Annotated in this window: 21 protein-coding genes; 7 read left to right on the top strand and 14 right to left on the bottom strand. The window is 62.6% G+C overall.

Annotation, left to right across the window (positions count from 1 at the left end; translation table 11 throughout):
• Positions 1 to 4 precede the first annotated feature (4 nt).
• The 9 genes from msrQ to mrcB form a co-directional block, all read right to left on the bottom strand.
• Positions 5 to 607, bottom strand: a complete 603-nt coding sequence (gene msrQ, locus SJI00_RS16785; protein WP_322462821.1) for a protein-methionine-sulfoxide reductase heme-binding subunit MsrQ — start codon at positions 605 to 607, stop codon at positions 5 to 7.
• Complete coding sequence (gene msrP, locus SJI00_RS16780; RefSeq protein ID WP_322462820.1) at positions 607 to 1,620, bottom strand: protein-methionine-sulfoxide reductase catalytic subunit MsrP; 1,014 nt, start codon at positions 1,618 to 1,620, stop codon at positions 607 to 609. The genes msrQ and msrP overlap by 1 nt, the downstream gene beginning before the upstream one ends.
• A 75-nt stretch (positions 1,621 to 1,695) precedes the next feature.
• A complete protein-coding gene (gene pssA, locus SJI00_RS16775) occupies positions 1,696 to 2,550 on the bottom strand; it encodes a CDP-diacylglycerol--serine O-phosphatidyltransferase (protein WP_322462819.1) in 855 nt (284 codons plus the stop codon).
• A gap of 151 nt (positions 2,551 to 2,701) precedes the next feature.
• Entirely contained in the window at positions 2,702 to 3,718 is a 1,017-nt protein-coding gene (gene ilvC / locus SJI00_RS16770) for a ketol-acid reductoisomerase (RefSeq protein ID WP_322462818.1), read from the bottom strand.
• Between the two features lie 56 nt (positions 3,719 to 3,774).
• A complete protein-coding gene (gene ilvN / locus SJI00_RS16765) occupies positions 3,775 to 4,266 on the bottom strand; it encodes an acetolactate synthase small subunit (protein WP_322462817.1) in 492 nt (163 codons plus the stop codon).
• Between the two features lies 1 nt (position 4,267).
• Positions 4,268 to 5,992 carry an acetolactate synthase 3 large subunit gene (locus SJI00_RS16760; RefSeq protein WP_322462816.1) on the bottom strand — a complete coding sequence of 575 codons (1,725 nt, stop codon included), beginning with the start codon at positions 5,990 to 5,992 and terminating at the stop codon, positions 4,268 to 4,270.
• Positions 5,993 to 6,400: 408 nt separating this feature from the next.
• The gene (locus tag SJI00_RS16755) at positions 6,401 to 6,736 is read right to left on the bottom strand and encodes a YqcC family protein (RefSeq protein WP_322462815.1); all 336 of its coding nucleotides are present in this window, start codon (positions 6,734 to 6,736) and stop codon (positions 6,401 to 6,403) included.
• Positions 6,733 to 7,515, bottom strand: coding sequence for a tetratricopeptide repeat protein (locus tag SJI00_RS16750; protein ID WP_322462814.1), 783 nt, complete (start codon positions 7,513 to 7,515; stop codon positions 6,733 to 6,735). The genes SJI00_RS16755 and SJI00_RS16750 overlap by 4 nt, the downstream gene beginning before the upstream one ends.
• Before the next feature lie 10 nt (positions 7,516 to 7,525).
• Positions 7,526 to 9,847 carry a penicillin-binding protein 1B gene (gene mrcB / locus SJI00_RS16745; protein WP_322462813.1) on the bottom strand — a complete coding sequence of 774 codons (2,322 nt, stop codon included), beginning with the start codon at positions 9,845 to 9,847 and terminating at the stop codon, positions 7,526 to 7,528.
• Positions 9,848 to 9,963: 116 nt separating this feature from the next.
• Between mrcB and SJI00_RS16740 the strand changes: the two genes are divergently transcribed.
• Both SJI00_RS16740 and SJI00_RS16735 read left to right on the top strand, forming a co-directional pair.
• Entirely contained in the window at positions 9,964 to 11,523 is a 1,560-nt protein-coding gene (locus SJI00_RS16740) for a bifunctional aminoglycoside phosphotransferase/ATP-binding protein (RefSeq protein ID WP_322462812.1), read from the top strand.
• Positions 11,524 to 11,663: 140 nt separating this feature from the next.
• On the top strand, positions 11,664 to 11,933 hold the full coding sequence (locus tag SJI00_RS16735) for a TfoX/Sxy family protein (protein WP_322462811.1): 270 nt from the start codon (positions 11,664 to 11,666) through the stop codon (positions 11,931 to 11,933).
• A 578-nt stretch (positions 11,934 to 12,511) separates the two neighbouring features.
• Here the strand turns inward: SJI00_RS16735 and SJI00_RS16730 are convergent.
• From SJI00_RS16730 to SJI00_RS16720, 3 genes are read right to left on the bottom strand one after another with little or no spacing between them, the layout of a single operon-like run.
• Positions 12,512 to 13,279, bottom strand: coding sequence for a heme ABC transporter ATP-binding protein (locus SJI00_RS16730; RefSeq protein ID WP_322462810.1), 768 nt, complete (start codon positions 13,277 to 13,279; stop codon positions 12,512 to 12,514).
• Positions 13,279 to 14,262: a FecCD family ABC transporter permease gene (locus SJI00_RS16725; RefSeq protein WP_322462825.1), complete on the bottom strand. Its 984-nt coding sequence runs from the start codon at positions 14,260 to 14,262 to the stop codon at positions 13,279 to 13,281. The genes SJI00_RS16730 and SJI00_RS16725 overlap by 1 nt, the downstream gene beginning before the upstream one ends.
• Positions 14,263 to 14,312: 50 nt before the next feature.
• Positions 14,313 to 15,197: a heme/hemin ABC transporter substrate-binding protein gene (locus tag SJI00_RS16720; protein ID WP_322462809.1), complete on the bottom strand. Its 885-nt coding sequence runs from the start codon at positions 15,195 to 15,197 to the stop codon at positions 14,313 to 14,315.
• Between the two features lie 151 nt (positions 15,198 to 15,348).
• Between SJI00_RS16720 and SJI00_RS16715 the strand changes: the two genes are divergently transcribed.
• On the top strand, positions 15,349 to 15,696 hold the full coding sequence (locus tag SJI00_RS16715) for a Rieske (2Fe-2S) protein (RefSeq protein ID WP_322462808.1): 348 nt from the start codon (positions 15,349 to 15,351) through the stop codon (positions 15,694 to 15,696).
• Here the strand turns inward: SJI00_RS16715 and sfsA are convergent.
• Positions 15,659 to 16,372: a DNA/RNA nuclease SfsA gene (gene sfsA, locus SJI00_RS16710; RefSeq protein ID WP_322462807.1), complete on the bottom strand. Its 714-nt coding sequence runs from the start codon at positions 16,370 to 16,372 to the stop codon at positions 15,659 to 15,661. The two genes, SJI00_RS16715 and sfsA, sit on opposite strands and share 38 nt — an antisense overlap.
• A complete protein-coding gene (locus tag SJI00_RS16705; protein WP_322462806.1) occupies positions 16,372 to 17,544 on the bottom strand; it encodes a pyridoxal phosphate-dependent aminotransferase in 1,173 nt (390 codons plus the stop codon). The genes sfsA and SJI00_RS16705 overlap by 1 nt, the downstream gene beginning before the upstream one ends.
• Before the next feature lie 210 nt (positions 17,545 to 17,754).
• On the opposite strand from SJI00_RS16705, the gene dksA reads away from it, so the two are divergent.
• The 4 genes from dksA (at position 17,755) to SJI00_RS16685 (ending at position 22,561) form a co-directional block, all read left to right on the top strand.
• Positions 17,755 to 18,201: an RNA polymerase-binding protein DksA gene (gene dksA, locus SJI00_RS16700; protein ID WP_322462805.1), complete on the top strand. Its 447-nt coding sequence runs from the start codon at positions 17,755 to 17,757 to the stop codon at positions 18,199 to 18,201.
• Positions 18,202 to 18,405: 204 nt separating this feature from the next.
• Positions 18,406 to 19,290, top strand: a complete 885-nt coding sequence (gene gluQRS / locus SJI00_RS16695) for a tRNA glutamyl-Q(34) synthetase GluQRS (protein WP_322462824.1) — start codon at positions 18,406 to 18,408, stop codon at positions 19,288 to 19,290.
• 126 nt (positions 19,291 to 19,416) lie between these two features.
• Entirely contained in the window at positions 19,417 to 19,593 is a 177-nt protein-coding gene (locus SJI00_RS16690; protein ID WP_010796831.1) for a hypothetical protein, read from the top strand.
• Positions 19,577 to 22,561 carry a sensor histidine kinase gene (locus tag SJI00_RS16685; protein ID WP_312932270.1) on the top strand — a complete coding sequence of 995 codons (2,985 nt, stop codon included), beginning with the start codon at positions 19,577 to 19,579 and terminating at the stop codon, positions 22,559 to 22,561. The genes SJI00_RS16690 and SJI00_RS16685 overlap by 17 nt, the downstream gene beginning before the upstream one ends.
• The last annotated feature ends 2 nt before the right edge of the window (positions 22,562 to 22,563 follow it).

The following is a 22,563-nucleotide window of genomic DNA, read 5'->3' as shown; positions in this document are numbered from 1 at the left end:
AGCTTCAGGCAGCCTTATTGCGAGTCCTCTTGATACGCCTGGAGACAGCCGGTATGCGCAAAGCCATTAACAGCGCTGCAACGGCGGCGTAGATCGACCATTGCGCGAGGTCGGAGCGGACAATCCAGAGGAAATGCAAAAGCCCCAGCCCCAGAATTGGATAGATCAGCCTGTGCAGCTTTCTCCAGCGTGCCCCGAGGTGCTTTTGACTATAGCGATTGGACGTGACTGCCAATGCCAGGAGCCCGACAAAGGCCAGCGCACCCACGATGATGTAAGGCCGCTTCTGCAACTCGACCGCCAGCTGTGCGAAATCCAAGCCCAGGATGAACACCATGTACGCTGCCATGTGCATGCCTATATAAGCAAAGCACCACAAACCGATCTGCCGGCGCGCGACGATCCACCCTGCCCAACCGGTGACCCGCTGCAGAGGTGTCATGGCCAGGGTAATCAGCAACAGGGTCAACCCCCCCAGCCCCAATCGGTCTACGAGAATCTTTCCAGGGTCTGGACCCAGCAGGTTCATCGCCGCCTCATAGAGCCAGCAAAGCGGAAACACGCTCGCGCACACAAAAATGGCCAGGCGAAAACCGCGATAGCGCATCAGTAGTTCTTCCGCAGGTCCATGCCTTGATAAAGCGACGCCACCTCGTCGGCGTAGCCATTGAACATCCCGGTGCTACGCACGTTGGGACTGAACAAGCCGCTAGGCAGCCGCCGCTCACGTGCCTGGCTCCAACGTGGATGGTCAACCGTCGGATTGACATTGGCGTAGAAGCCGTACTCGGTAGGTGCAAGCCCTTGCCAAGTGGTTTCCGGCTGCTGCTCGACCAGGCTGATGCGCACGATCGACTTGATGCTCTTGAACCCATACTTCCAAGGCAAGACCAAGCGCAAGGGCGCGCCATTCTGGTTGGGCAGCTCCCGGCCATACATACCCACCGCCAAGATGGCCAATGGATTCATCGCCTCATCCAGGCGCACGCCTTCAACATAGGGCCAATCGATCAAGGCGAATCCTGACCGCTGCCCGGGCATGCTCTGTGCGTCCTGCAAGGTTTCAAAGCGGACATAGCGAGCCTTCGACGTCGGCTCCACGCGCTTGAGAAGGTCAGCCAGTGGAAAGCCAAGCCACGGGATCACCATGGACCAGGCCTCTACACAGCGCAGGCGGTACACCCGCTCCTCGAACTGGCTGGGCTTGACCAGGTCTTCCAGCGCATAGCGCCCAGGCTTGGCGACCTCACCATCTATCACCACGCTCCAAGGCTCGGTTTTCAGGCTGCCCGCATTGGCAGCCGGATCACCCTTGTCAGGGCCGAACTCATAGAAGTTGTTGTAGTGGGTGGCGTCTTTATAAGGCGTGATTGCCTCGTCTTGGACGGTGACAGCTCCCCAGCGCGTGCCAGGCAGTTTGCGAGTGAACCACTCGGGGGCCTTGCCAGGATCGACATCGGCATAGCGCGGCGCTTCGCCAGCCGCGCTGATCCGAGGCAGGCCGGCAACGGCCAGCCCGGCCAGAGAGCCACCCAGCAACGAGCGGCGCGAGAGATAGACAGACTCAGGGGTGATGTCTGATGAAACGCAGTCCGAGGACTTGGGAATCTTGATGAGCATGGGGGCTCCATAGCACAGGTAGCGGATACACCTGTAAGACTATGGAGCCTGCGGGTTATTCCCGCACGCCCTTGATTATGAGCGTTTGAGACGGCGATTGCGCAGCAGGAACTGCACGGGACCGGAAGCCGCATACCCAAGGAAAATCAAGAGGAGGATTCGCGGCGGGTCGCTGAAAATCACCGCAAACACCAGTACAACGGCCAAAATTGCTACAAAAGGCACGCGGCCTTTGAGGTCCAGCTCTTTGAAACTGTTGTACTTGATGTTGCTGACCATCAGCATCCCTGCCGCAGCAACGATCAAGGCCACCAGGAATGACAGCTTGGACCCTTGGATGCCGTAGTCGCTGAACGCCCACACGATACCGGCCACCACACCTGCCGCAGCAGGACTGGCGAGACCGATGAAGTAGCGCTTGTCTGCCGTGCCGACCTGGGTGTTGAAACGTGCCAGACGCAGTGCAGCACCGGCCACATAGATGAAGGCAACCATCCAGCCGACCTTGCCCATGTCCCCCAGTGCCCAGACAAAGGCCAGCAACGCAGGCGCGACACCAAACGCCACCATATCGGACAGGGAATCGTATTCGGCGCCGAACGCACTTTGGGTGTTGGTCATGCGCGCAACACGCCCATCGAGACCATCAAGCACCATGGCGACAAAGATCGCGATGGCCGCAGAGGCAAAGTACTTGACCGCTTCGCCCGAGTTGCCAGCACTCATGTAGCCATGGGCACTGATGGAACAGACGATCGAGTAGAACCCGGCAAACAGGTTTGCGGTAGTAAACAGATTGGGCAGCAGGTAGATGCCGCGATGACGAACCTTGCGCCCTTGCGCGTCATGCCCTTCTTCAACATGTTCATCGACAGGCAACAGGCTTTCAGCGTCGGAGGGCGTGTTCGGCTCTTCGGGACGTTCGCTCATGAAAAGTACCTTGCAACAGGGTGGAAAACGTTCGATATGGGCGTGCGCAACAGGTTCGGATACGCACCCCAACGGTCAGCTTTATACCAGATGCTGGCCCTGGAACGAAAAAACGCGGCCGAAGCCGCGCTTTTTATCTGACCAGAACGGCTTAGTTCTTGGACTTGTCGACGATCTTGTTCGCCGAAATCCACGGCATCATCGAGCGCAGTTGCTCGCCGATGATTTCGATACCGTGAGCGGCGTTGTTGCGGCGCTTGGCGGTCATCGATGGGTAGTTGGTGGCGCCTTCGCTGATGAACATCTTCGCGTACTCACCGTCCTGGATGCGCTTGAGAGCATTGCGCATGGCCTTGCGGGATTCTTCGTTGATGACTTCCGGGCCAGTGACGTACTCACCGTACTCAGCGTTGTTGGAGATCGAGTAGTTCATGTTGGCGATGCCGCCTTCGTACATGAGGTCAACGATCAGCTTCAGTTCGTGCAGGCACTCGAAGTAGGCCATCTCAGGCGCGTAGCCCGCTTCGACCAGCGTCTCGAAACCGGCTTTGACCAGCTCCACGGTACCGCCGCACAGAACAGCCTGCTCGCCGAACAGGTCGGTTTCGGTCTCGTCCTTGAACGTGGTTTCGATGATGCCGGTACGACCGCCACCCACGCCTGCGGCGTAGGACAGCGCGACGTTCTTGGCGTTGCCCGATGCATCCTGGTAGATGGCGATCAGGTCAGGGATGCCGCCGCCTTTGACGAACTCGGAACGCACGGTGTGGCCCGGAGCCTTGGGCGCGATCATGATCACGTCGAGGTCTGCACGTGGAACGACTTGGTTGTAGTGGATCGAGAAGCCGTGGGAGAAGGCCAGGGTGGCGCCCTTCTTGATGTTCGGCTCGATCTCGTTCTTGTACAGAGCGCCCTGGAACTCGTCCGGGGTCAGGATCATGACCAGGTCGGCAGCAGCAACGGCGCTGGCGACATCGGCGACTTTCAGGCCGTGGGCTTCAGCTTTTGCGACAGTGGCCGAGCCTTTGCGAAGACCGACGGTGACATCGACACCGGAATCCTTGAGGTTGCACGCTTGGGCATGGCCCTGCGAACCGTAGCCGATGATGGCAACTTTCTTACCTTGGATGATCGAAATGTCACAGTCTTTCTCGTAGAAAACTTTCATGCACTTACCCCTGGTTATATCTCGGCTCCAGTGGAGCCATCGCTAATTGTATTGAGTCAGATGCTCAGGACTTTGTCGCCGCGGGCAATACCGGTCACACCGCTACGCACCGTTTCGATGATCGATGCCGTGCCGATGGCCTGGATGAAACTGTCTAGTTTGTCGCTGGTGCCGCTCAATTGCACGGTGTAGACGCTGGCAGTGACGTCGACGATCTGCCCACGGAAAATATCCGTGGTGCGCTTGATCTCTGCGCGCTGTGCGCCGGTCGCCTTGATCTTGACCAGCATCAGTTCGCGCTCGATATGGGCGCTCTCCGACAGATCGACCAGCTTGACCACCTCGACCAGTTTGTTGAGGTTCTTGGTGATCTGCTCGATCACTTCGTCCTGGCCGACCGTGGTGAGTGTCAGACGCGAAAGACTGGGGTCTTCGGTCGGCGCCACGGTCAGGCTTTCGATGTTGTAGTTGCGTTGGGAAAACAGGCCGACCACGCGAGACAAGGCACCGGGTTCGTTTTCCATCAGCAGGGAAATGATGTGCCGCATATCAGGTACGCTCCGTCTTGCTCAGCCACATGTCACGCATCGAACCGTCCTTGATCTGCATCGGATAGACGTGCTCGGAACGATCGATCGCGATGTCGATGAACACCAGTCGGTCTTTCATCGCAAAGGCCTCTTCCAGCTTGGGCTTGAGGTCTTTGAGGCTGGTGATGCGAATACCGACGTGGCCATAGGCCTCGGCCAGCTTGATGAAATCGGGCAGCGACTCGACATAAGAGTGCGAGTGGCGACCGTTATACGCCATGTCCTGCCATTGACGGACCATGCCCAACACACCATTGTTCATGTTGACGATCTTCACCGGCAGGCCGTACTGCATGCAGGTGGAGAGCTCCTGAATGTTCATCTGGATGCTGCCCTCACCCGTGACGCAAGCGACGTGCTCGTCCGGGAAGTTGAGCTTGACGCCCATGGCCGCAGGGAAACCGAAGCCCATGGTGCCCAGGCCACCCGAGTTGATCCAGCGATTGGGCTTGTTGAAGCGGTAGTACTGCGCGGCAAACATCTGGTGCTGGCCGACATCGGAAGTGATGTAGGCGTCGCCGTTGGTGACTTCGCACAGCGTTTCGATCACGGTCTGCGGCTTGATGGCGCTGCCGTCGCCCTTGTCATAGGGGAACAGCCCGCGGTCGCCACGCCATTCGTTGATCTGCTTCCACCAGGCATCGGCGGCCGCTTTGTCGGGCTGCTCGCCGATTTCCTTGAGGATCGCCTGCATTTCCGTCAGCACGCTGTCGACCGGGCCGACGATCGGCACGTCGGCCTTGATCAGCTTGGAGATCGAGGCAGGGTCGATGTCGACATGAATGATCTTGGCGTTAGGGCAGAACTTGGCCGGGCCATTGACCACGCGGTCATCGAAACGCGCACCGACGGCGAAGATCACGTCGGCATTGTGCATGGTCATGTTGGCGGTATAGCTGCCGTGCATGCCGAGCATGCCGATGAACTGATCGTCGGTGCCTGGGAACGCACCCAGCCCCATGAGGGTGTTGGTCACCGGCAGGTTCAGCGACTTGGCGATGGCCGTGAGGGCTTCGGAGCCGCCGCCCAGGATCACGCCACCACCGGCGTAGACCACCGGGCGTTTAGCGGCCAAGAGCATTTCGGCGGCCTTGCGGATCTGCCCGGAATGACCCCGTACAGCAGGGCTGTAAGAGCGCAGCTTGACCTTCTTCGGATAGACGTACTCGAACTTTTCAGCCGGGTTGGTCATGTCTTTGGGAATGTCGACCACAACGGGGCCAGGGCGACCGGAGTTGGCCAGGTAAAACGCTTTCTTCAGGATTTCCGGGATCTCGCTGGCATGCTTGATCATGAAGCTGTGTTTCACGATCGGACGCGAGATACCGATCATGTCGGTTTCCTGGAAAGCGTCGGTCCCCACCATGGTGCTAGGCACCTGGCCGGACAGGATCACCATCGGGATCGAGTCCATGTAAGCGGTGGCGATGCCGGTGATGGCATTGGTTGCGCCGGGGCCGGAGGTGACCAGCACCACGCCTGCCTTGCCGGTCGCACGGGCGTAGCCGTCAGCCATGTGAGTGGCGGCCTGCTCGTGGCGAACCAGGATATGTTCGACTTCCGGTTCCTTGAACAGGGCGTCGTAAACATGAAGGAGAGCACCACCAGGGTACCCGTAGATATGCTTAACGCCTTCGTCGCGCAAAAAGCGGACGACCATTTCAGCGCCGGATAAGAGCTCCACGATGTTCACCTCTAAAACGCCAGAATACCGTCCTTGATGGACGGGTCTTAATAGGTTTACTGCCAAGCAGAGCATGAGCGAAAACGTCAGCACTGACTGAGCAAGTATTGGGATCACCCCAGAGTGTTGCGGGGGGGCCCACCCAGCGCGAGGTAACGCGTTGCGGGGTGTAACAGGCGGCGCGGGTATGCGCCTCATGATCTGCTTGGCGGGTCTGCTTCTGGCAGTCCCCCTACAGCGGAAACTGGATTCTTCTGATTCAGCGGCTTCAAGTCAAGAAAAATTATTGCCGATATTCGATCAGGATGATTAGTTGCCACCACGTTTATCTTGGGTTGCAGCAGAAAAACTAACAATTGAACGAAAAAGAGCCGCAATCTGCGGCCCTCAGGGTAAAAAGCGAAGAAATCAGGCGGAGGGATCGATCAACCGGTCAAAGGCTGCCAGCAGTCGGCGTAGCTCGCGACTTTGCTCCGGGCGGTTGGCAAACACCGTTTCGGCCATCACCAGGACCCCGGAGGCATTGGGCAGCGCATGCCCCCCTTCGATGATCAGCGTCATGCGCGGCAGGAAAATCCATTGCAGCCACTGCTCGAAGGGCATGGTGTCGACGGCGAACGGCACGGTGCTGGCCAATGCCTGCGCGCTGGGCGCGTCTGCCAGCCACCAGCCCTGCACCTTCAGCTCCCGCTCGATGAGCAGCAGGTGATCGGCGATGTCCAGCACGCGCTGCTCGACGGTCACAGGCTGACCTTGGCTTTCTGCCGTGCCAGCGCTGCACCGGCGCTGTCGCCTTGCTTTTCCCGGGCTTGGGCGATGGTGTTCCATAGCTCGGCCTGCAGGCTTGGGCGACCATTGGCGTACGTCAGCGCGCGACGAGCGAGCTGTTCGGCCTGGGGCGCATCGCCCTGGTTCAAGCGCACTTGCGCAAGGCGGAACAGCACCTGGGGTTCACGCGGTGCGATGCGCTGCGCGCGCTCAAGGCTCGATGAAGCACCATTGAAATCGCCACTGCCCTGCTGTTGCTGCGCGGTTGTCAGCAACGCCAGCACCGGACCGTCGAGTTGCTCGTCGGCAGACAACCCCGTGGAGCGGTTGTTCTGCGGAATGCCCGAGGGCGTGCTGGCCTGCGGCGCGGCTTGCGGACTGGACATCGAGGCGATGTCGAACGGCTCATCTGCCACCGGATTGGGGTCGGAGGTGATGGGCGCGGTGTTGACCGGCGCCGTGGTGATCGGCGCCGCATCGCTGCCGGCCGGGAAAGATTGAATCGGCGAGGCGCCCGCGCCCTGCGGAATCATCACCGTCACCCCGGAGTCCTCTGGCAGCGACTGCGCTTGGGACGTCCCGGTCCTGGGCGTTGCGGCAGCCGTCTGCCGCTGCTGGATGCGCTCGCTGTTGGAGACGCGAGAACTGGAATCAACCACCGGGATATTGCCGCGCGGAACGCTGGCACAACCCTGCAGCACGGCCATGGCCGTCAAGACTGGAACCCACCACTTGTTCAATTCATGCCCTCTCATGCTCTAGTGCTCAATTGATCCAGCCCTTGACCCAATCCATCACCGAATCATCGGGCGCTTGCTCGCTCACGCAGGCAGCGCCGGCCGGGGGCTCGCTGCCGCGAATATACGGCATCTGCACGGCACCCGGACAGCTCTGGTCCGAGCCCTGCCCGGTGTTCGGGTCGATCCATGCCTGCACGACGTTGTCAGGCTGAGCCATGTCCAGCGGCAGCGGGTCGGCCTTGTGCATGAAGCTGGTCCAGACCTGCAAGGCGCCGGTTGCGCCAGTGAACGGCGTGGTGCCGTTGTCGTCACGGCCCAGCCAGACGACGGCCAGCAGATCCTGGCTGAACCCCGAGAACCAGCTGTCACGCGAATCGTTACTGGTGCCGGTCTTGCCCGCCAGGGTCAAGGAGCTTGGCAGGACACTGTAGACCGAGCGCCCGGTGCCTTCACGCATCACCCGCTGCATGGCGTTCTGCACCAGATAGATGGCGCCCCCATCGAAGGTTTGCTGAACCTGGAACGGATAACGCTTGAGTGGCTCGCCTTCAGCGGTCAGCACGCTGCGGATGCCGCGCATGGGCGTGTTGAAGCCGCCATTTGCGATGGTCTGGTACATGGTTGCGACCTGCATCGGCGACATGCCCCCGGCGCCCAGCAACATGGCGGGGTAAGGCTTCCAGTCCACATCCACCCCCAGCCGGCCGATGGTCTTGATGACATTCGGCACGCCCACTTGCAGGCCGATCTTGGCCGTTGAGAGGTTGTAGGAGTTGGCCAGCCCTTGGTACAGGTAGATCGTGCCGTGGGGTCGGCGGTCGTAATTCTGCGGACGCCACACCTGGCCATCGGCGCCCTTGACCGAGAAGGCTTCATCCTGCACCAGGCTGGTCAGGGTGAAGGTGCCCGGTTTTTCCAGTGCGGTGAGGTAAACGGCGGGCTTGACCAACGAGCCGATCGGCCGCACCGCATCGATGGCCCGGTTGAAGCCGGCGAAACCGGACTGCCGGCTACCGATCAGGGCCTGTACTTCGCCGGTTTCCGGGTTGCTGACCACCATCGCCGACTCGACAGCATCCGAGCCCTTGCGCCCCGCCAGACGTTTGAAGGTCTCGGACATGGAGGTTTCGGCCTTCATCTGCAGGATCGGGTCGAAGCTGGTGAAGATGCGCAGGCCTTCTTCGGTCAGGTCTTCGTCGCGGTAATCCTGGCGCAGCTGACGCTTGACCAGGTCGAGGAAAGCCGGGAACGAGCTGTCGGCCAGGCTGCCGCGGGTGGTAACGCCCAGTGGCATTTTTTTCGCGGCATCGACCACTTCCTGGCTGACGACGCCTTGCTGGGCCACCAGATCGAGCACCAGGTTACGCCGCTGCAGGGCGCGTTCCGGATAACGACGCGGATTGTAGTAGGACGGCCCCTTGACCATGCCGACCAACAAGGCGATCTGATGCAGCTTGAGCTCCGACAGCGGCTGGCTGAAGAAGAACTGGCTGGCCAGGCCGAACCCGTGCACGGCACGCTGACCATCCTGGCCGACAAAGACCTCATTGAGGTATGCCTCGAGAATCTCGCGCTTGTCGTAATGCAGTTCCAGCAGCACCGCCATCATGGCCTCGGTGAGCTTGCGGCTGAGGCTGCGCTCGCTGGTGAGGTAGAAGTTCTTGACCAACTGCTGAGTCAGCGTACTGCCGCCCTGGCGCATGGTACCGGCTGAGGTATTGACCCAGATCGCACGGGCGATGGATTTGGGTGACACGCCATGGTGGCTGTAGAAATCCCGGTCTTCGGTGGCGATCAGGGTGTCGAGCAGGTACGGCGGCACCTGATCGATATTGATGAGGATGCGGTCTTCGAGATTCTTCGGGTAGATGCCGCCGATCATCAGCGGTTCGAGCCGCACCACATCCAGCTTGCCGCCGTTGGCGCCAGCCAGGCCGGCGACATAGTCGCCCGAGAAGCGCACGCGCACGAACTGCGCAGGCTCCATGCCTTCATAGAACTGGAAACCGCGCGTGTTCAGATCAACCGTGTTGCCGTTGACCGAGGCCTGACCCGGGCTGCTGGCAGCGGTTTCACGGCGGTAGCCCAGCGCGTCGAGTTCGGTGAGGAAATCGTTCTTGCTCAGCTTCTGGCCGACGAACAGCTCGAGCGGCCGTGCATACACCTTGGCCGGAATGGTCCAGCGCTTGCCCGAAAATTTCTCTTGCACGGTGGCATCGAGATAAACGGCAAAGCCTGCAAGCAGCACCAGGCCGACCAGGCTGAGCTTCAGGGCCCAGCCCAACAGGACACGAGTGCGGCCAGGAAGGGGTTTTTTCGCGGTACGGGATTTTCGGGATCGAGTCATGGCGGCGGATTATACGCACTTTACTTTGGCTGGGCAGACATCCCAGCGGTTTGCAGGGGAGGCCCCATTGACCATAATGAGCCCTTTGAATTCCCTGCCCTCTTGAAGGATCGCTCGTGAGCCAAGCCCTGATCAACGCGCTGCACAACAGCGCCCTGTACCCTCACCCTGTGGACGGGTTCCAACTCATCGAGACCCACATCTCCTGGGTCCTGCTCACCGGCGAATACGCCTACAAGATCAAGAAGCCGATGAACTTCGGTTTCCTCGATTTCACCGAGCTGGGTCAGCGCCGGCATTTTTGCCAGGAAGAGCTGCGCCTCAACCAGCGTCTGACCGACGATCTCTACCTTGAAGTGCTGCCGATCACCGGCAGCGCCGAAGCGCCCTGCATCGATGGGCAAGGTGAAGCCATCGAGTACGTGCTGAAGATGCGCCAGTTCCCGCAAAGCCAGATGCTCAGCGCCTTGCAGGCCGATGGCGAACTGACCGCCAGCCACATCGACCAGATGGCCCGGCAAATTGCCGAGTTCCACCTCACTGCACCGAAGGTCGACGACAGCAATCCGCTGGGCTCGCCCGACAGCGTCATGGCACCGGTGGAGCAGAACTTCGAGCAGATCCGTCCGTTTCTCAAGGACGCTGCCGATCTGCAACAACTCGACAATCTGCAAGCCTGGGCGCACAGCAGCTTCGAGCGCCTGCATGCACTGATGGCGTCGCGCAAGGCCAACGGTTTCGTGCGCGAGTGCCACGGCGACATCCACCTGGGCAACGCGACGCTGATCGACGGCAAGGTGGTGATCTTCGACTGCATCGAGTTCAACGAACCGTTCCGCATGACCGACGTCTATGCCGATATCGGGTTCCTGGCCATGGACCTGGAGGACCGCGGCCTGAAATGGCTGGCGCGGCGCTTCATCAGTCAGTACCTGGAACTGACCGGGGATTACCAGGGCCTCGAACTGCTGAACTTCTACAAGGCCTACCGCGCGCTGGTGCGGGCCAAGGTCGCGCTGTTCAGCCTGGCGCCGGACGCCGATGGCGTACAACGCGCCACGACCCTGCGCACCTACCGCAACTATGCCAACCTGGCGGAGAGCTACAGCGCCATTCCTTCGCGCTTGCTGGCGATCACCCATGGCGTCTCGGCAGTGGGCAAGAGCCATGTGGCCATGCGTCTGGTCGAGGCCCTGGGGGCCGTTCGCGTGCGTTCGGATGTCGAGCGCAAGCGTCTGTTCGGTGAGCAAACGGGTGACGCGGGTCCAGTGGCCAGCGGCATCTACGCCGCCGATGCCAGCACGGCGACCTACCAGCGCCTGCATGAACTGGCGGCAATGATTCTCAAGGCCGGCCTGCCGGTGGTGCTCGACGCCACCTACCTCAAGCAGCAGCAGCGCCAAGCAGCTGCGCACATTGCCAGCGACACGGGCGTGCCGTTCCTGATTCTCGACTGCCAAGCGCCAGAGGCCGTGATCATGAGCTGGTTGGCGCAGCGTCAGGCCGAGCAGGCCGATCCATCCGATGCCACGCTCGAGGTGGTCAAGGCGCAGCAGGCGAGCCGTGAGCCGCTCGACCAGGATGAGCTGCTGCAGAGCAAGCGGGTCGACACCCATCAAGCCAGCGGCATGGACCAGTTGATCGAGCAGATCCGTCAGCGCCTGCCAGGCTTGTAACGCTACTGAAACACCTCCGCCGGGGCCGCATCGCGGCCCCGCACGGCGCGCAAGCGCAATCGCTATGCCCCGCTACACTCAAAGGCTGACCTGCTGAAGTCCCCCCAAACGACACTGTTCAGCTATCGCAAGGAGGCCTGATGAGCACTGAGTTGCAGCATCTCAAGAACCTGGGCAAGACTTCCGCACAATGGCTTCACGCCGTTGGCATCCACAGCCTTTCCGACCTGCGTCGCCTGGGCGCGGTCGGCGCGTACCGGGCAGTGAAAATGCGCGGATTCCGTGTTTCGAAAGTGTTGCTGTATGCCATCGAGGGTGCTCTGCAGGATATTCACTGGAACGACCTGCCGATAGAACGCAAGCAGGCGCTGCTTGTACAACTGGACGCAAAGCCTCAAGCGCAAAAATAGTGAAATAAAAAAGCGCATAGGGTTGACTAGGAAATGAGAATCGTTATGATTCTCAGAACTGGTCGCGAGACTGGTTGGATAAACTGAAAGCCCTTGGTTCGGACTCTCAGATTATCTCCTCATCAGGCTAATCACGGTTTTTGACCCGGCAATTTGCCGGGTCTTTTTTTGGCCGACGTTTTCATGGATGAGGGTGGCCGATGATCTGGTCCATCATCTGCCGCAACCAGATCAGGGGCCGTTCTCATGCGCCGTTCACGGCTTGCGTGTGAGAGCGGTCCCTGCGCGGGTCAGCCTTCCTGAATCAACCCCCTGGGTCAGTCTGAGATGGCTGCGCAAAGGCAGACAAGACCGGGGCCGCCCCGCGAAACGCGGGCGAGCAAGCACAATGCACTGGAGTACACGAGTCTTACGATGGGGACGCCTAGTCGGGGACGCCCAGTCGTGAATGCCCAGCCGGGTACACCCAGTCAGAGACACCCAGTCAGGGACACTGGTCAGGAACGCCCAGCCACGGCCGGCCTTCCAGCCCCACTTCAACGCAGTATGGGCGAGCGCCGATTTCTTCCGGACAGCGCCTAGCGCATGATGATCAAGGGATGCCCACGCTCGGGGTGCGCCTGCACCAGCACGTCGATCCCGAACACTGCACGCAATGCCTGGGGCGTCAGCACCTGGGCAGGCGTATCCAGCGCATGGCAGGTCCCCTGCGCCAGCAGCAGGATGCGGTCGCAATAGCGCGCGGCGAGGTTCAGGTCATGCAGGATCACCATCACCGCAGCACCGCGATCGGCCATTTCACGCACCGCTTGCAAGATGGTGTGCTGGTGCAACGGATCGAGCATGGACGTCGGCTCGTCGAGCAACAAGGTGGTGCCCGCCTCACCCGGCCACAGCTGGGCAAGCACGCGGGCCAGATGCACCCGCTGCCGCTCGCCGCCAGACAGCTCCAGGTAGCTACGCCCACACAGATGCCAGGCATCGGCAGCTTGCAAGGCGGCTTCGACAACCTGGCGATCGTGCTGCGCGCCGGTATCGAAGGGCAGCCGACCCAGGGCCACCACCTCCTCGACACTGAACGAGAACCCCAGGCTCGACACCTGCGGCAACACTGCCAGGCAACGTGCCCGCGCCTGCCCGGCCCAGTTGGCCAGGGCGCGCCCCTGCAGACTGACCCGCCCCACACTCGGCGTCAGTTCCCCACACAGCACACTCAACAAGCTGCTCTTGCCTGCCCCATTGGGCCCCAGCACGCCCAACACCTGGCCGCTGTGCAACTGCAGATCGATACCGCGCAGAACGTCCGTGCTCCCGCGGCGCAGGTGTAGCCCCTGAAGCTCTAGCATCAGCCACGTCCTCGTATCAGCAGAAACAGAAAGAACGGCGCGCCGATGAACGCCGTGACAATCCCGATGGGCAGTTCAGCCGGCGCCAGTGCCAACCGCGCAATGAGATCGGCGAACAACAGCAGCGTGCCGCCCGCGAGCAACGAGGCTGGCAACACCACGCGGTGATCAGGCCCTGCCAGCAACCGCACCAGGTGCGGCACCACCAGGCCGATGAAGCCGATCAGCCCGGCTGCCGCCACGGCCGCGCCGACCCCAAGGGCAGTGCAGAACACCAGCTCGCGCTTGAGCTTTTCCACATCGACGCCCAAATGGCGCGCCTCCGATTCGCCAAGCAACAGCGCATTGAGTGCCCGGGCCCGGCGCGGCAACCATAACGCCACGCCGCCGGCCACCAGCAGCAACGGCCATAACCGCTGATAGCTGGCGCCATTGAGGCTGCCCAGGTTCCAGAAGGTCAGGGTGCGCAGCGTGGCGTCGTCGGCCAGATAGGTGAACAGGCCCACGGCGGAACTGGCCAGTGCGGTCAGCGCGATGCCGGCGAGCAGCATGGTCGCGACATGGGTCTGACCATCACGGCGGCCCAGGCGATAGACCAGCGCCGTCACCCCCAGCCCACCGAGAAATGCACAGACCGACAACAGATACGGCGCGAACACCTCATTGATGCCGCCCAGCCAACTGCCGCCCACGATTGCCACTGCCGCGCCCAGCGCGGCGCCACTGGCCACCCCGACCAATCCAGGATCTGCCAGCGGATTGCGAAACAAGCCCTGCATGGCCACCCCAGACAGCGCCAGGACTGCGCCCACGGCCAGCCCCAGCAAGGTGCGTGGCAGCCGAATCTGCCCCAGGATCAGCTCGGCCTGCCCCAGGCCCTCGCCCGACAGCGGCACGCCCAGCAGCCTGAGCCCGGCGCGCAGCGTGTCGCTCAGCGGCAAACTGACCGGTCCCAGGGCCAACGACAACCACACCGCCAGCAGGCACGACAGGCCCAGACCGATGAACAGCGTTCGCGGCGTCAGCAGCCGCCTCATGGAACCGTGTTGACCTGGCTGTCGGGATAGAACGCCTGCACCAGCGACCGCACGCTCGCCGGCAGTCGTGGCCCGAGGCCGCCGACCAGCAAGGTCGGGTCGAGCGTAATGACCCGTTTCTCACGCACTGCCCGAGAGCCTGCCAATGCCGGGTTTTCCTTGAGCAACGCCTGCAAGGCGGCCTCACCCGACACTGCGCGGTCGGACACCACCAGCACGTCCGGATCGAGCGCCGCCATCGCTTCCACCGAGAGCGGCTTGTAGCCCTGGTGATGGGCAAGATTGCGCCCTCCGGCCTGCTGCAGTAACCACGCACCGGACGTGCCCTGCCCTGCCATCAGCGGTTTGCCACCCGCATGGCCGACCAGCAGCAGTACACCCGGTGCCGGCTGACTGGCTTGAGCGCGTGCAACGGCCGTAGCGATCGCGTCGATCTGCTGGTGATAACGGCTGGCCAGCGTTGCGGCCTGCTGCTCGGCGCCGAGCAACACACCGAGGCGCTTGAGGTTGTCATCCAGCGCCGTGAGGGTCGCGTCGCTGGAAAACAACTCCACCCGCACCCCGGCCGCGCGCACCTGCTGCACGACCGGCGGCGGGCCCATTTCGTCGGTCCCGACCAGCACATCAGGACGCAGGCTGAGCATGCCTTCGGCCGACAGCTGCCGCTGGTAACCCACGCTCGGCAAGGCCTTGAGCGACTCCGGGTGCTGGCTGGTGGTGTCGACCCCCACCAGACGTGCCTCCCCGCCCAGGGCGCTGATCCATTCGGTCAAGGCGCCGCCGGCACTGACCCAACGCTGCGGCAGATCGTTGGCGGCGGCCATGGCGGGGAACGCGACAGCGGCGCACAGGGCGAGCAGAGCGAGTGGCTTGCGTATCATCGGGAGTCCTTGTTCAAAGCGGGGCGCGCACCTTGTGAGGCACGGCGCAACTGCGCACCATAGACAGCCGGCACGATGCGTGGCGGCAATTTGATAATTATTCGCATTGAAGCGTCAAGCGACGCACTCGTTTCGCAAGGTTGAACCGCCCATGGATTTTCTATGCTCCTCCGATGCCTTGCCCGAAGGCACCAGCCGCACGTTCAGCGTGGCCGATCTGAAACTGTTCGGGGTACGCCGGCAGGGCCGTGCCTACCTGTACCGCAACCGTTGCCCGCATCGCGGCATCGCCTTGCAGGGGTCTGCCCAGACCTGCGTGTTGGACCCCAGCGCGCAGTTGATCGAATGTGCCCATCACGGTGCATTGTTCCTCATCGACAGCGGCGAATGCGTGGCCGGGCCTTGCGAGGGCGAGTGGCTCGAGGCCCTGGATTGCCACGAAGACGACCGTGGCCTCTGGCTCACTCGCCCAGCAACACCGGAAGCGGCCGATCGATGAAGATCTGCCCGGCATCGAGCCGCGCACCGTAGGCCAGCACCTCCACGCCCTGGGCAACGGCGGCACGTAATGCCTGGGCATACGCGGCATCGATCTCATCGGCCGGGCGCACGGCCTCGACGCCCGTCAGGTTCACGCAATACAGCTGCACCGCGCGCACGCCCTGGCGCGCCAGTGTGGCCAGCTCGCGCAGGTGCTTGGCGCCGCGCTGGGTCACCGCATCGGGAAAAGCCGCCACCGGCGAGTCGGCATAACCCAGCGTCACGCTCTTGACCTCGACATAAGCCGGACCGCCTGGATAGTCCAACCGGAAGTCGATACGACTGCGTTCTTCGCCATAGGCGACTTCACGCTTGAGCGCGGTAAATCCGGCCAGCTCGCGGATCACCCCGCTACGCAGCGCCTCTTCAACCAAGGCGTTGGCGCGGCCGGTGTTGACGCAGGCCAATCGCCCTTGCGGCGTCTCACTGAGCTCCCACGTGCCGGGCAGCTTGCGCTTGGGGTCATTCGAGCGGCTGAACCACACCTGCCCGCCTTCGACCATGCAATTGAGCATCGAGCCGGTATTGGGACAATGGATGGTCAGCTGCTCGCCGCTGGGCAGTTCGATATCGGCCAGAAAGCGCTTGTAGCGGCGCAGCAAGCGGCCTTCTTCCAGCTCGGGTTGAAAGCGCATCAGCCTTGCCAGCTGCGCAGACCGCGAGCAATACGCTCCACCGCCTGTTCCAGGCGTGGCAGGCTCTGGGTGTAGGCGAAGCGCACATGATGACCGGCCTGGTAACGGCCAAAGTCCAGCCCTGGGGTGAAGGCTACGTGCTCGGTCTCGAGAAAGTGCTGGCAGAAGGCGAACGCATCGCCGCCAAATGCGCTGATATCGGCGTACAGGTAGAACGCGCCCTGAGGTTCCACGGCAATGCCGAAGCCCAGCGCGCGCAAGGCCGGCAGCAGGTAATCGCGGCGGCGGGCGAATTCGGCGCGGCGCTGTTCGAGGATGGCAAGGGTCGGCGGCTCAAAACAGGCCAGGGCCGCATGCTGGGCCATGCTCGGGGCACTGATGTAGAGGTTCTGTGCCAGCTTTTCCAGGTCAGCCACCGCAGCCGGCGGTGCCACCAGCCAGCCCAGGCGCCAGCCGGTCATGCCGAAGTATTTGGAAAAGCTGTTGAGCACGAAGGCCTGGTCGTCGACCTGCAGCACGCTCGGGGCATCCATACCGTAGGTCAGGCCGTGGTAGATCTCGTCCACCACCAGGTGGCCGTGCCGGTCATGGACTGAACGGGAGAGGCTGGCCAGCTCGTCTTTATCCAGCACCGTGCCGGTAGGGTTGGCCGGCGAGGCCACCAGTGCGCCCACGGTGTCGGCGTGCCAATGCCGCTCGACCAAGCCGGCGGTCAGCTGGTAGTTCACCTCAGGCCCGACCGGCACCAGCTGCGCGCCGCCTTCGACCAGGCGCAGGAAGTGCCGATTGCAAGGGTAGCCAGGGTCGGCCAAGAGCCAGTGCTTGCCCGGATCGACCAGCAAACTGCTGGCCAGCAGCAAGGCGCCTGAACCGCCGGGGGTGATGAGAATGCGTTGCGGGTCGATGTCGAGCCCGTAGCGCTGGGCGTAGAACCCGGCGATGGCCTCGCGCAGGGCGGGCAATCCGCGAGCGGCGGTGTAGCGGGTGTGGCCGGCAGCCAGGGCGGCCTGCCCTGCGGCGACGATGGGCGCGGCGGTGGTGAAGTCCGGCTCGCCGATCTCCAGATGGATGACGTCATGCCCTGCGGCTTGCAGCTCGTTGGCCCGCGCCAGCAAGGCCATGACATGAAAAGGTTCGATGGCGCGACTGCGTGCGCTGTAGTGCTGCGTCATGGGCGGCTTCTCGCTGAAGGCTGGCTGGAAGATTTCTCGCTGCCTGGCACCGAACGCGCCAGCCGCGGCGCTGTCAATACGCAGGATCGGGCAGGGTAGCGCACCCCCGATCTATCTGGTAAGTTCGGCGGCTCGCAGTCGCAGGGCCGGCGGGTGTCGGATAAGGAGCAGCCTGCGCATTGGATCAGATGAGTGAGAGGCGGTCTATTCATGTCCACCGTAGAAAAGCAAAAAACCGGTCAGACCATGTACGGTGTCGAGCCCTATAAGGAAACCAAGGGCGAAGAGTACATGGGTGAGCCCATGAGCAAGCACTTCACCAAGCTGCTGACCGCTTGGAAAGGCGAGTTGATGCAGAGCGTCGACCGCACCGTGGACCATATGAAGGACGAGGCAGCGAACTTCCCTGACCCGGCCGACCGCGCCAGCCAGGAAGAAGAATTTGCGCTGGAGCTGCGCAACCGTGATCGCGAGCGCAAGCTGATCAAGAAGATCGACAAGACCTTGCAGAAAATCATCGACGAGGACTACGGCTGGTGTGACAGCTGCGGCATCGAGATCGGCCTGCGCCGTCTGGAAGCACGCCCAACCGCAGACCTGTGCTTTGACTGCAAGGAAATTGCCGAGAAGAAGGAAAAGACCAGCGGTAAGGGCTAGTACCGGTCGAGGAGGGATTGGCAGGTGCACGCAGGCTCCGGAAACCACCGAGTCGCCGCACTCATCAAGCATGAATGCGTTGCCTGGAGGGTTGCCACGAGCACGCTCTATCCTGCCGCCCTCAACGGCTAACGCTGATCTGTCTTCCATCTGAACGGGGCGCGCTGAGCGCCCCGTTTCGTTTATGTGCCCAGCCTGATCATGATCGACTCTCGTTATATTGGGCGGTTCGCCCCCACCCCCAGCGGTCTGCTGCACTTTGGTTCGCTCGTCGCGGCGCTGGCCTCCTGGCTCGATGCCCGCGCTGTGGGCGGCCGCTGGCTGCTGCGCATGGAAGACACCGACCCGCCTCGGGAAATGCCCGGGGCCCGCGATGCCATCCTGCACACCCTCGAATGCTACGGCCTGGAATGGGACGGTGAAGTCGTGGTGCAGAGTGAGCGCCATGCTGCTTATGCCGCCGTGGTGGACAAACTGTTCAACCTGGGCCTGGCGTACGCGTGCACCTGCTCGCGCAAACAGCTGGAAGGCTACAACGGCGTGTATCCGGGATTCTGTCGAAACGCGGGCCATGCGCGCGAAGGCGCGGCCATTCGTCTGCGCGTGCCCGAACTGGTCTACCGCTTCACCGATCGGGTCCAGGGGAGCTTTGAGCAGCATCTGGGCCGCGAGGTGGGCGATTTCGTCATTCAGCGCCGCGACGGCCTGTACGCCTACCAACTGGCCGTCGTGCTGGATGACGCCTGGCAAGGGGTGACGGAGGTGGTGCGCGGCGCCGACCTGCTGGACAACACCCCGCGCCAACTCTATCTGCAGGAACTGCTGGGGTTTTCCCACCCGCGCTACCTGCACATCCCGCTGATCGTCCAGCCTGACGGGCACAAGCTGGGCAAGACCTACCGCTCCCCTGCCCTGGCAGCCGACCAGGCCACGGCCCTGCTGCTGCGCGCCTTGCGAGCGCTGGGGCAGGCCACGGAACCGGCGATGCTGCACGCCTCCCCTGCCGAGGTGCTGGCCATCGCGCGCCAGCACTGGCAAGCCCAGGCCATTCCCCGCCAGAGCACCCTCGCCGAAGCCGATCTTCACTAGGAGACTTGCTCCAACGGCCGAAGCCCAATAGATTCGGCCCCTCGGTTTCAAGGCAGGAAAGCCTGCCCCCTGGCGCAGCCCCTGCTCGACCTGCCCGCATCCGCACGCCCACTCATCGAGGCCAGCATGTACATCTATCGTTTGGTCCTGCTTCTGGTGGTGGGGATCTACCTGTTCTCCCCCGCCATCATGGACTGGTGGATCGACCCCACCGGCGCCTGGTACCGACCGTACCTGCTCTGGCTGATCCTCATCGTCGTCACCTTCATTCTGCAGAGCCAACGAGATGCCGATGAGCTTTAGCCTTACCCAGATGATCCTGCTCAGCGCCGGCTACCTGCTGGTGCTGTTCGGCGTGGCCTGGATCAGCGAGCGAGGGCTGATTCCGCGTGCTGTGATCCGCCATCCGCTGACCTACACCCTGTCGCTCGGCGTCTACGCCAGTGCCTGGGCCTTCTACGGCTCGGTCGGCCTGGCCTATCAGTACGGCTATGGTTTTCTCGCCTGCTACCTGGGCGTGTCCGGCGCCTTCCTGCTGGCGCCCGTGCTGCTCTACCCGATCCTCAAGATCACCCGCACGTACCAGCTATCGTCGCTGGCCGACCTGCTGGCATTTCGCTTTCGCAGTACCTGGGCAGGCGCGCTGACCACGATCTTCATGCTGATCGGCGTGCTGCCGCTGCTGGCGCTGCAGATCCAGGCCGTGGCCGACTCGATCAACATCCTCACCGGCGAGCCGGTCAAGGCGCGGGTCGCTCTGGCGTTCTGCGTGCTGATCAGCCTGTTCACCATCTTCTTCGGCTCACGCCACATCGCCACGCGCGAAAAGCACGAAGGGCTGGTGTTCGCCATTGCCTTCGAATCGGTGATCAAGCTGCTGGCGCTGGGCGGCATCGGCTTGTATGCGCTGTACGGCGTGTTCGGCGGGCCGCACGAACTGGAAGTCTGGCTGCTGCAGAATCAGACCGCGCTCGCCGCCCTGCATACGCCCTTGCAGGAAGGGCCCTGGCGCACGCTGCTGCTGGTGTTCTTCGCCTCGGCCATCGTCATGCCGCACATGTACCACATGGCCTTCACCGAGAACCTCAACCCGCGCTCGCTGGTCAGTGCCAGCTGGGGGCTGCCGCTGTTCCTGCTGCTGATGAGCCTGGCGGTGCCGTTGATTCTCTGGGCCGGCCTGCGCCTGGGGGCCAGCACCAACCCTGAATACTTCACCCTGGGCCTGGGCATCGCGGCCAACAACAAGGCCTTGGCGTTGCTCGCCTACATTGGCGGGTTATCCGCCTCGAGCGGGCTGATCATCGTCACCACCCTGTCGCTCTCTGGCATGGCCCTGAATCACCTGGTGCTGCCGCTGTACCAACCCCCGGCAGAAGGCAACATCTACCGCTGGCTGAAATGGACGCGGCGCGCATTGATCGTCGCCATCATCGCCGCCGGGTTCGTCTTCTACCTGACTCAGAACAACCACCAGAGCCTGGCCAATCTCGGCATCGTGGCCTTCGTCGCCACGCTGCAGTTCCTGCCGGGTGTACTGTCGGTGCTGTACTGGCCGACCGCCAACCGACGCGGCTTCATCGCAGGCCTGCTGGCGGGGATTTCGGTGTGGATGGTGACCATGCTGCTGCCGCTGGTGGGCAACGTGCAGGGCTTCTATATCCCGTTGCTGGACATGATCTACGTGCTGGACGACACCAGCTGGCACATGGCGGCCATCGCCTCGCTGGCGGCCAACGTCTTGCTGTTCACCCTGATCTCGCTGTTCACCAACGCCAGCAGCGAGGAAGTCAGCGCCGCCGAAGCCTGCGCGGTAGACAACGTGCGCCGCCCGCAGCGACGTGAACTGCATGCCGCCTCGCCGCAAGAGTTCGCCACGCAACTGGCCAAGCCGCTGGGCGCCAAAGCGGCGCAAAAAGAGGTGGAACAGGCCCTGCGCGACCTCTATCTGCCGTTCGACGAGCGCCGGCCTTATGCCTTGCGCCGTTTGCGCGACCGCATCGAGGCCAACCTTTCGGGGCTGATGGGCCCAAGCGTGGCCCAGGACATGGTCGAGACGTTCCTGCCCTACAAGTCGGGCAATGAAAACTACGTCACCGAAGACATTCACTTCATCGAGAGCCGGCTGGAAGATTACCACTCGCGCCTGACCGGCCTGGCGGCCGAGCTCGATGCGCTGCGCCGCTATCACCGGCAAACCCTGCAAGAGCTGCCGATGGGCGTGTGCTCGCTGGCCAAGGACCAGGAAATCCTCATGTGGAACCGGGCCATGGAAGAGCTGACCGGCATCGCGGCCAAACATGTGGTCGGCTCGCGCCTGATCACCATCGGCGAACCCTGGCGCGGCCTGCTGCTGGGCTTCATCAACCTGCCCGATGAGCACCTGCACAAACAGCGCCTGGCCCTGGAAGGCCAGCCACGCTGGCTCAACCTGCACAAGGCCGCCATCGACGAGCCGCTGGCGCCGGGCAACAGCGGCCTGGTACTGCTGGTCGAAGACCTCACCGAAACCCAGGCACTGGAGGACAAACTGGTGCATTCCGAGCGCCTGGCCAGCATTGGTCGGCTTGCCGCCGGGGTGGCGCATGAGATCGGCAACCCCATCACCGGCATCGCCTGCCTGGCGCAGAACCTGCGCGAAGAACGCGAGGGCGACGGCGAGATCATCGAGCTGTCGAGCCAGATTCTCGAACAGACCAAGCGCGTGTCGCGCATCGTTCAGTCGCTGATGAGCTTCGCCCATGCCGGCGGCAGCCAGCAGAACAGCGAAGAACCGGTGTGCCTGGCCGAGGTCGCGCAGGATGCCATCGGCCTGCTGGCGCTGAACCGACGCAATTTCGAAGTGCAATTTTTCAACCTGTGCGACCCGCAGCACTGGGTCGAGGGTGATCCGCAGCGCCTGGCGCAAGTACTGATCAACCTGTTGTCCAATGCCCGCGACGCTTCGCCACCGGGCAGCGCGGTGCGCGTGCGCAGCGCCCTGAGCGAGGCCAGCGAGCACATGGTCGACCTGATCGTGGAAGACGAAGGCAGCGGCATCCCGAAGAACATCATGGACCGTTTGTTCGAGCCGTTCTTCACCACCAAGGACCCCGGCGAAGGCACCGGCCTGGGCCTCGCGCTGGTCTATTCGATTGTGGAAGAGCATTATGGACAAATCACCATCGACAGCCCCGCCGACCCCGAACGGCAGCTAGGCACCCGGATCCGCGTTACCCTGCCACGGCATGTCGTAGCGACGTCCCCAGACATTCGAGACCGTCGAGAGAATTGAAT

Origin of the sequence: Pseudomonas gebzensis (assembly GCF_034427815.1) — a bacterium.
Classification (GTDB): domain Bacteria; phylum Pseudomonadota; class Gammaproteobacteria; order Pseudomonadales; family Pseudomonadaceae; genus Aquipseudomonas.
This window is presented reverse-complemented; position numbering and strand designations above follow the sequence as displayed.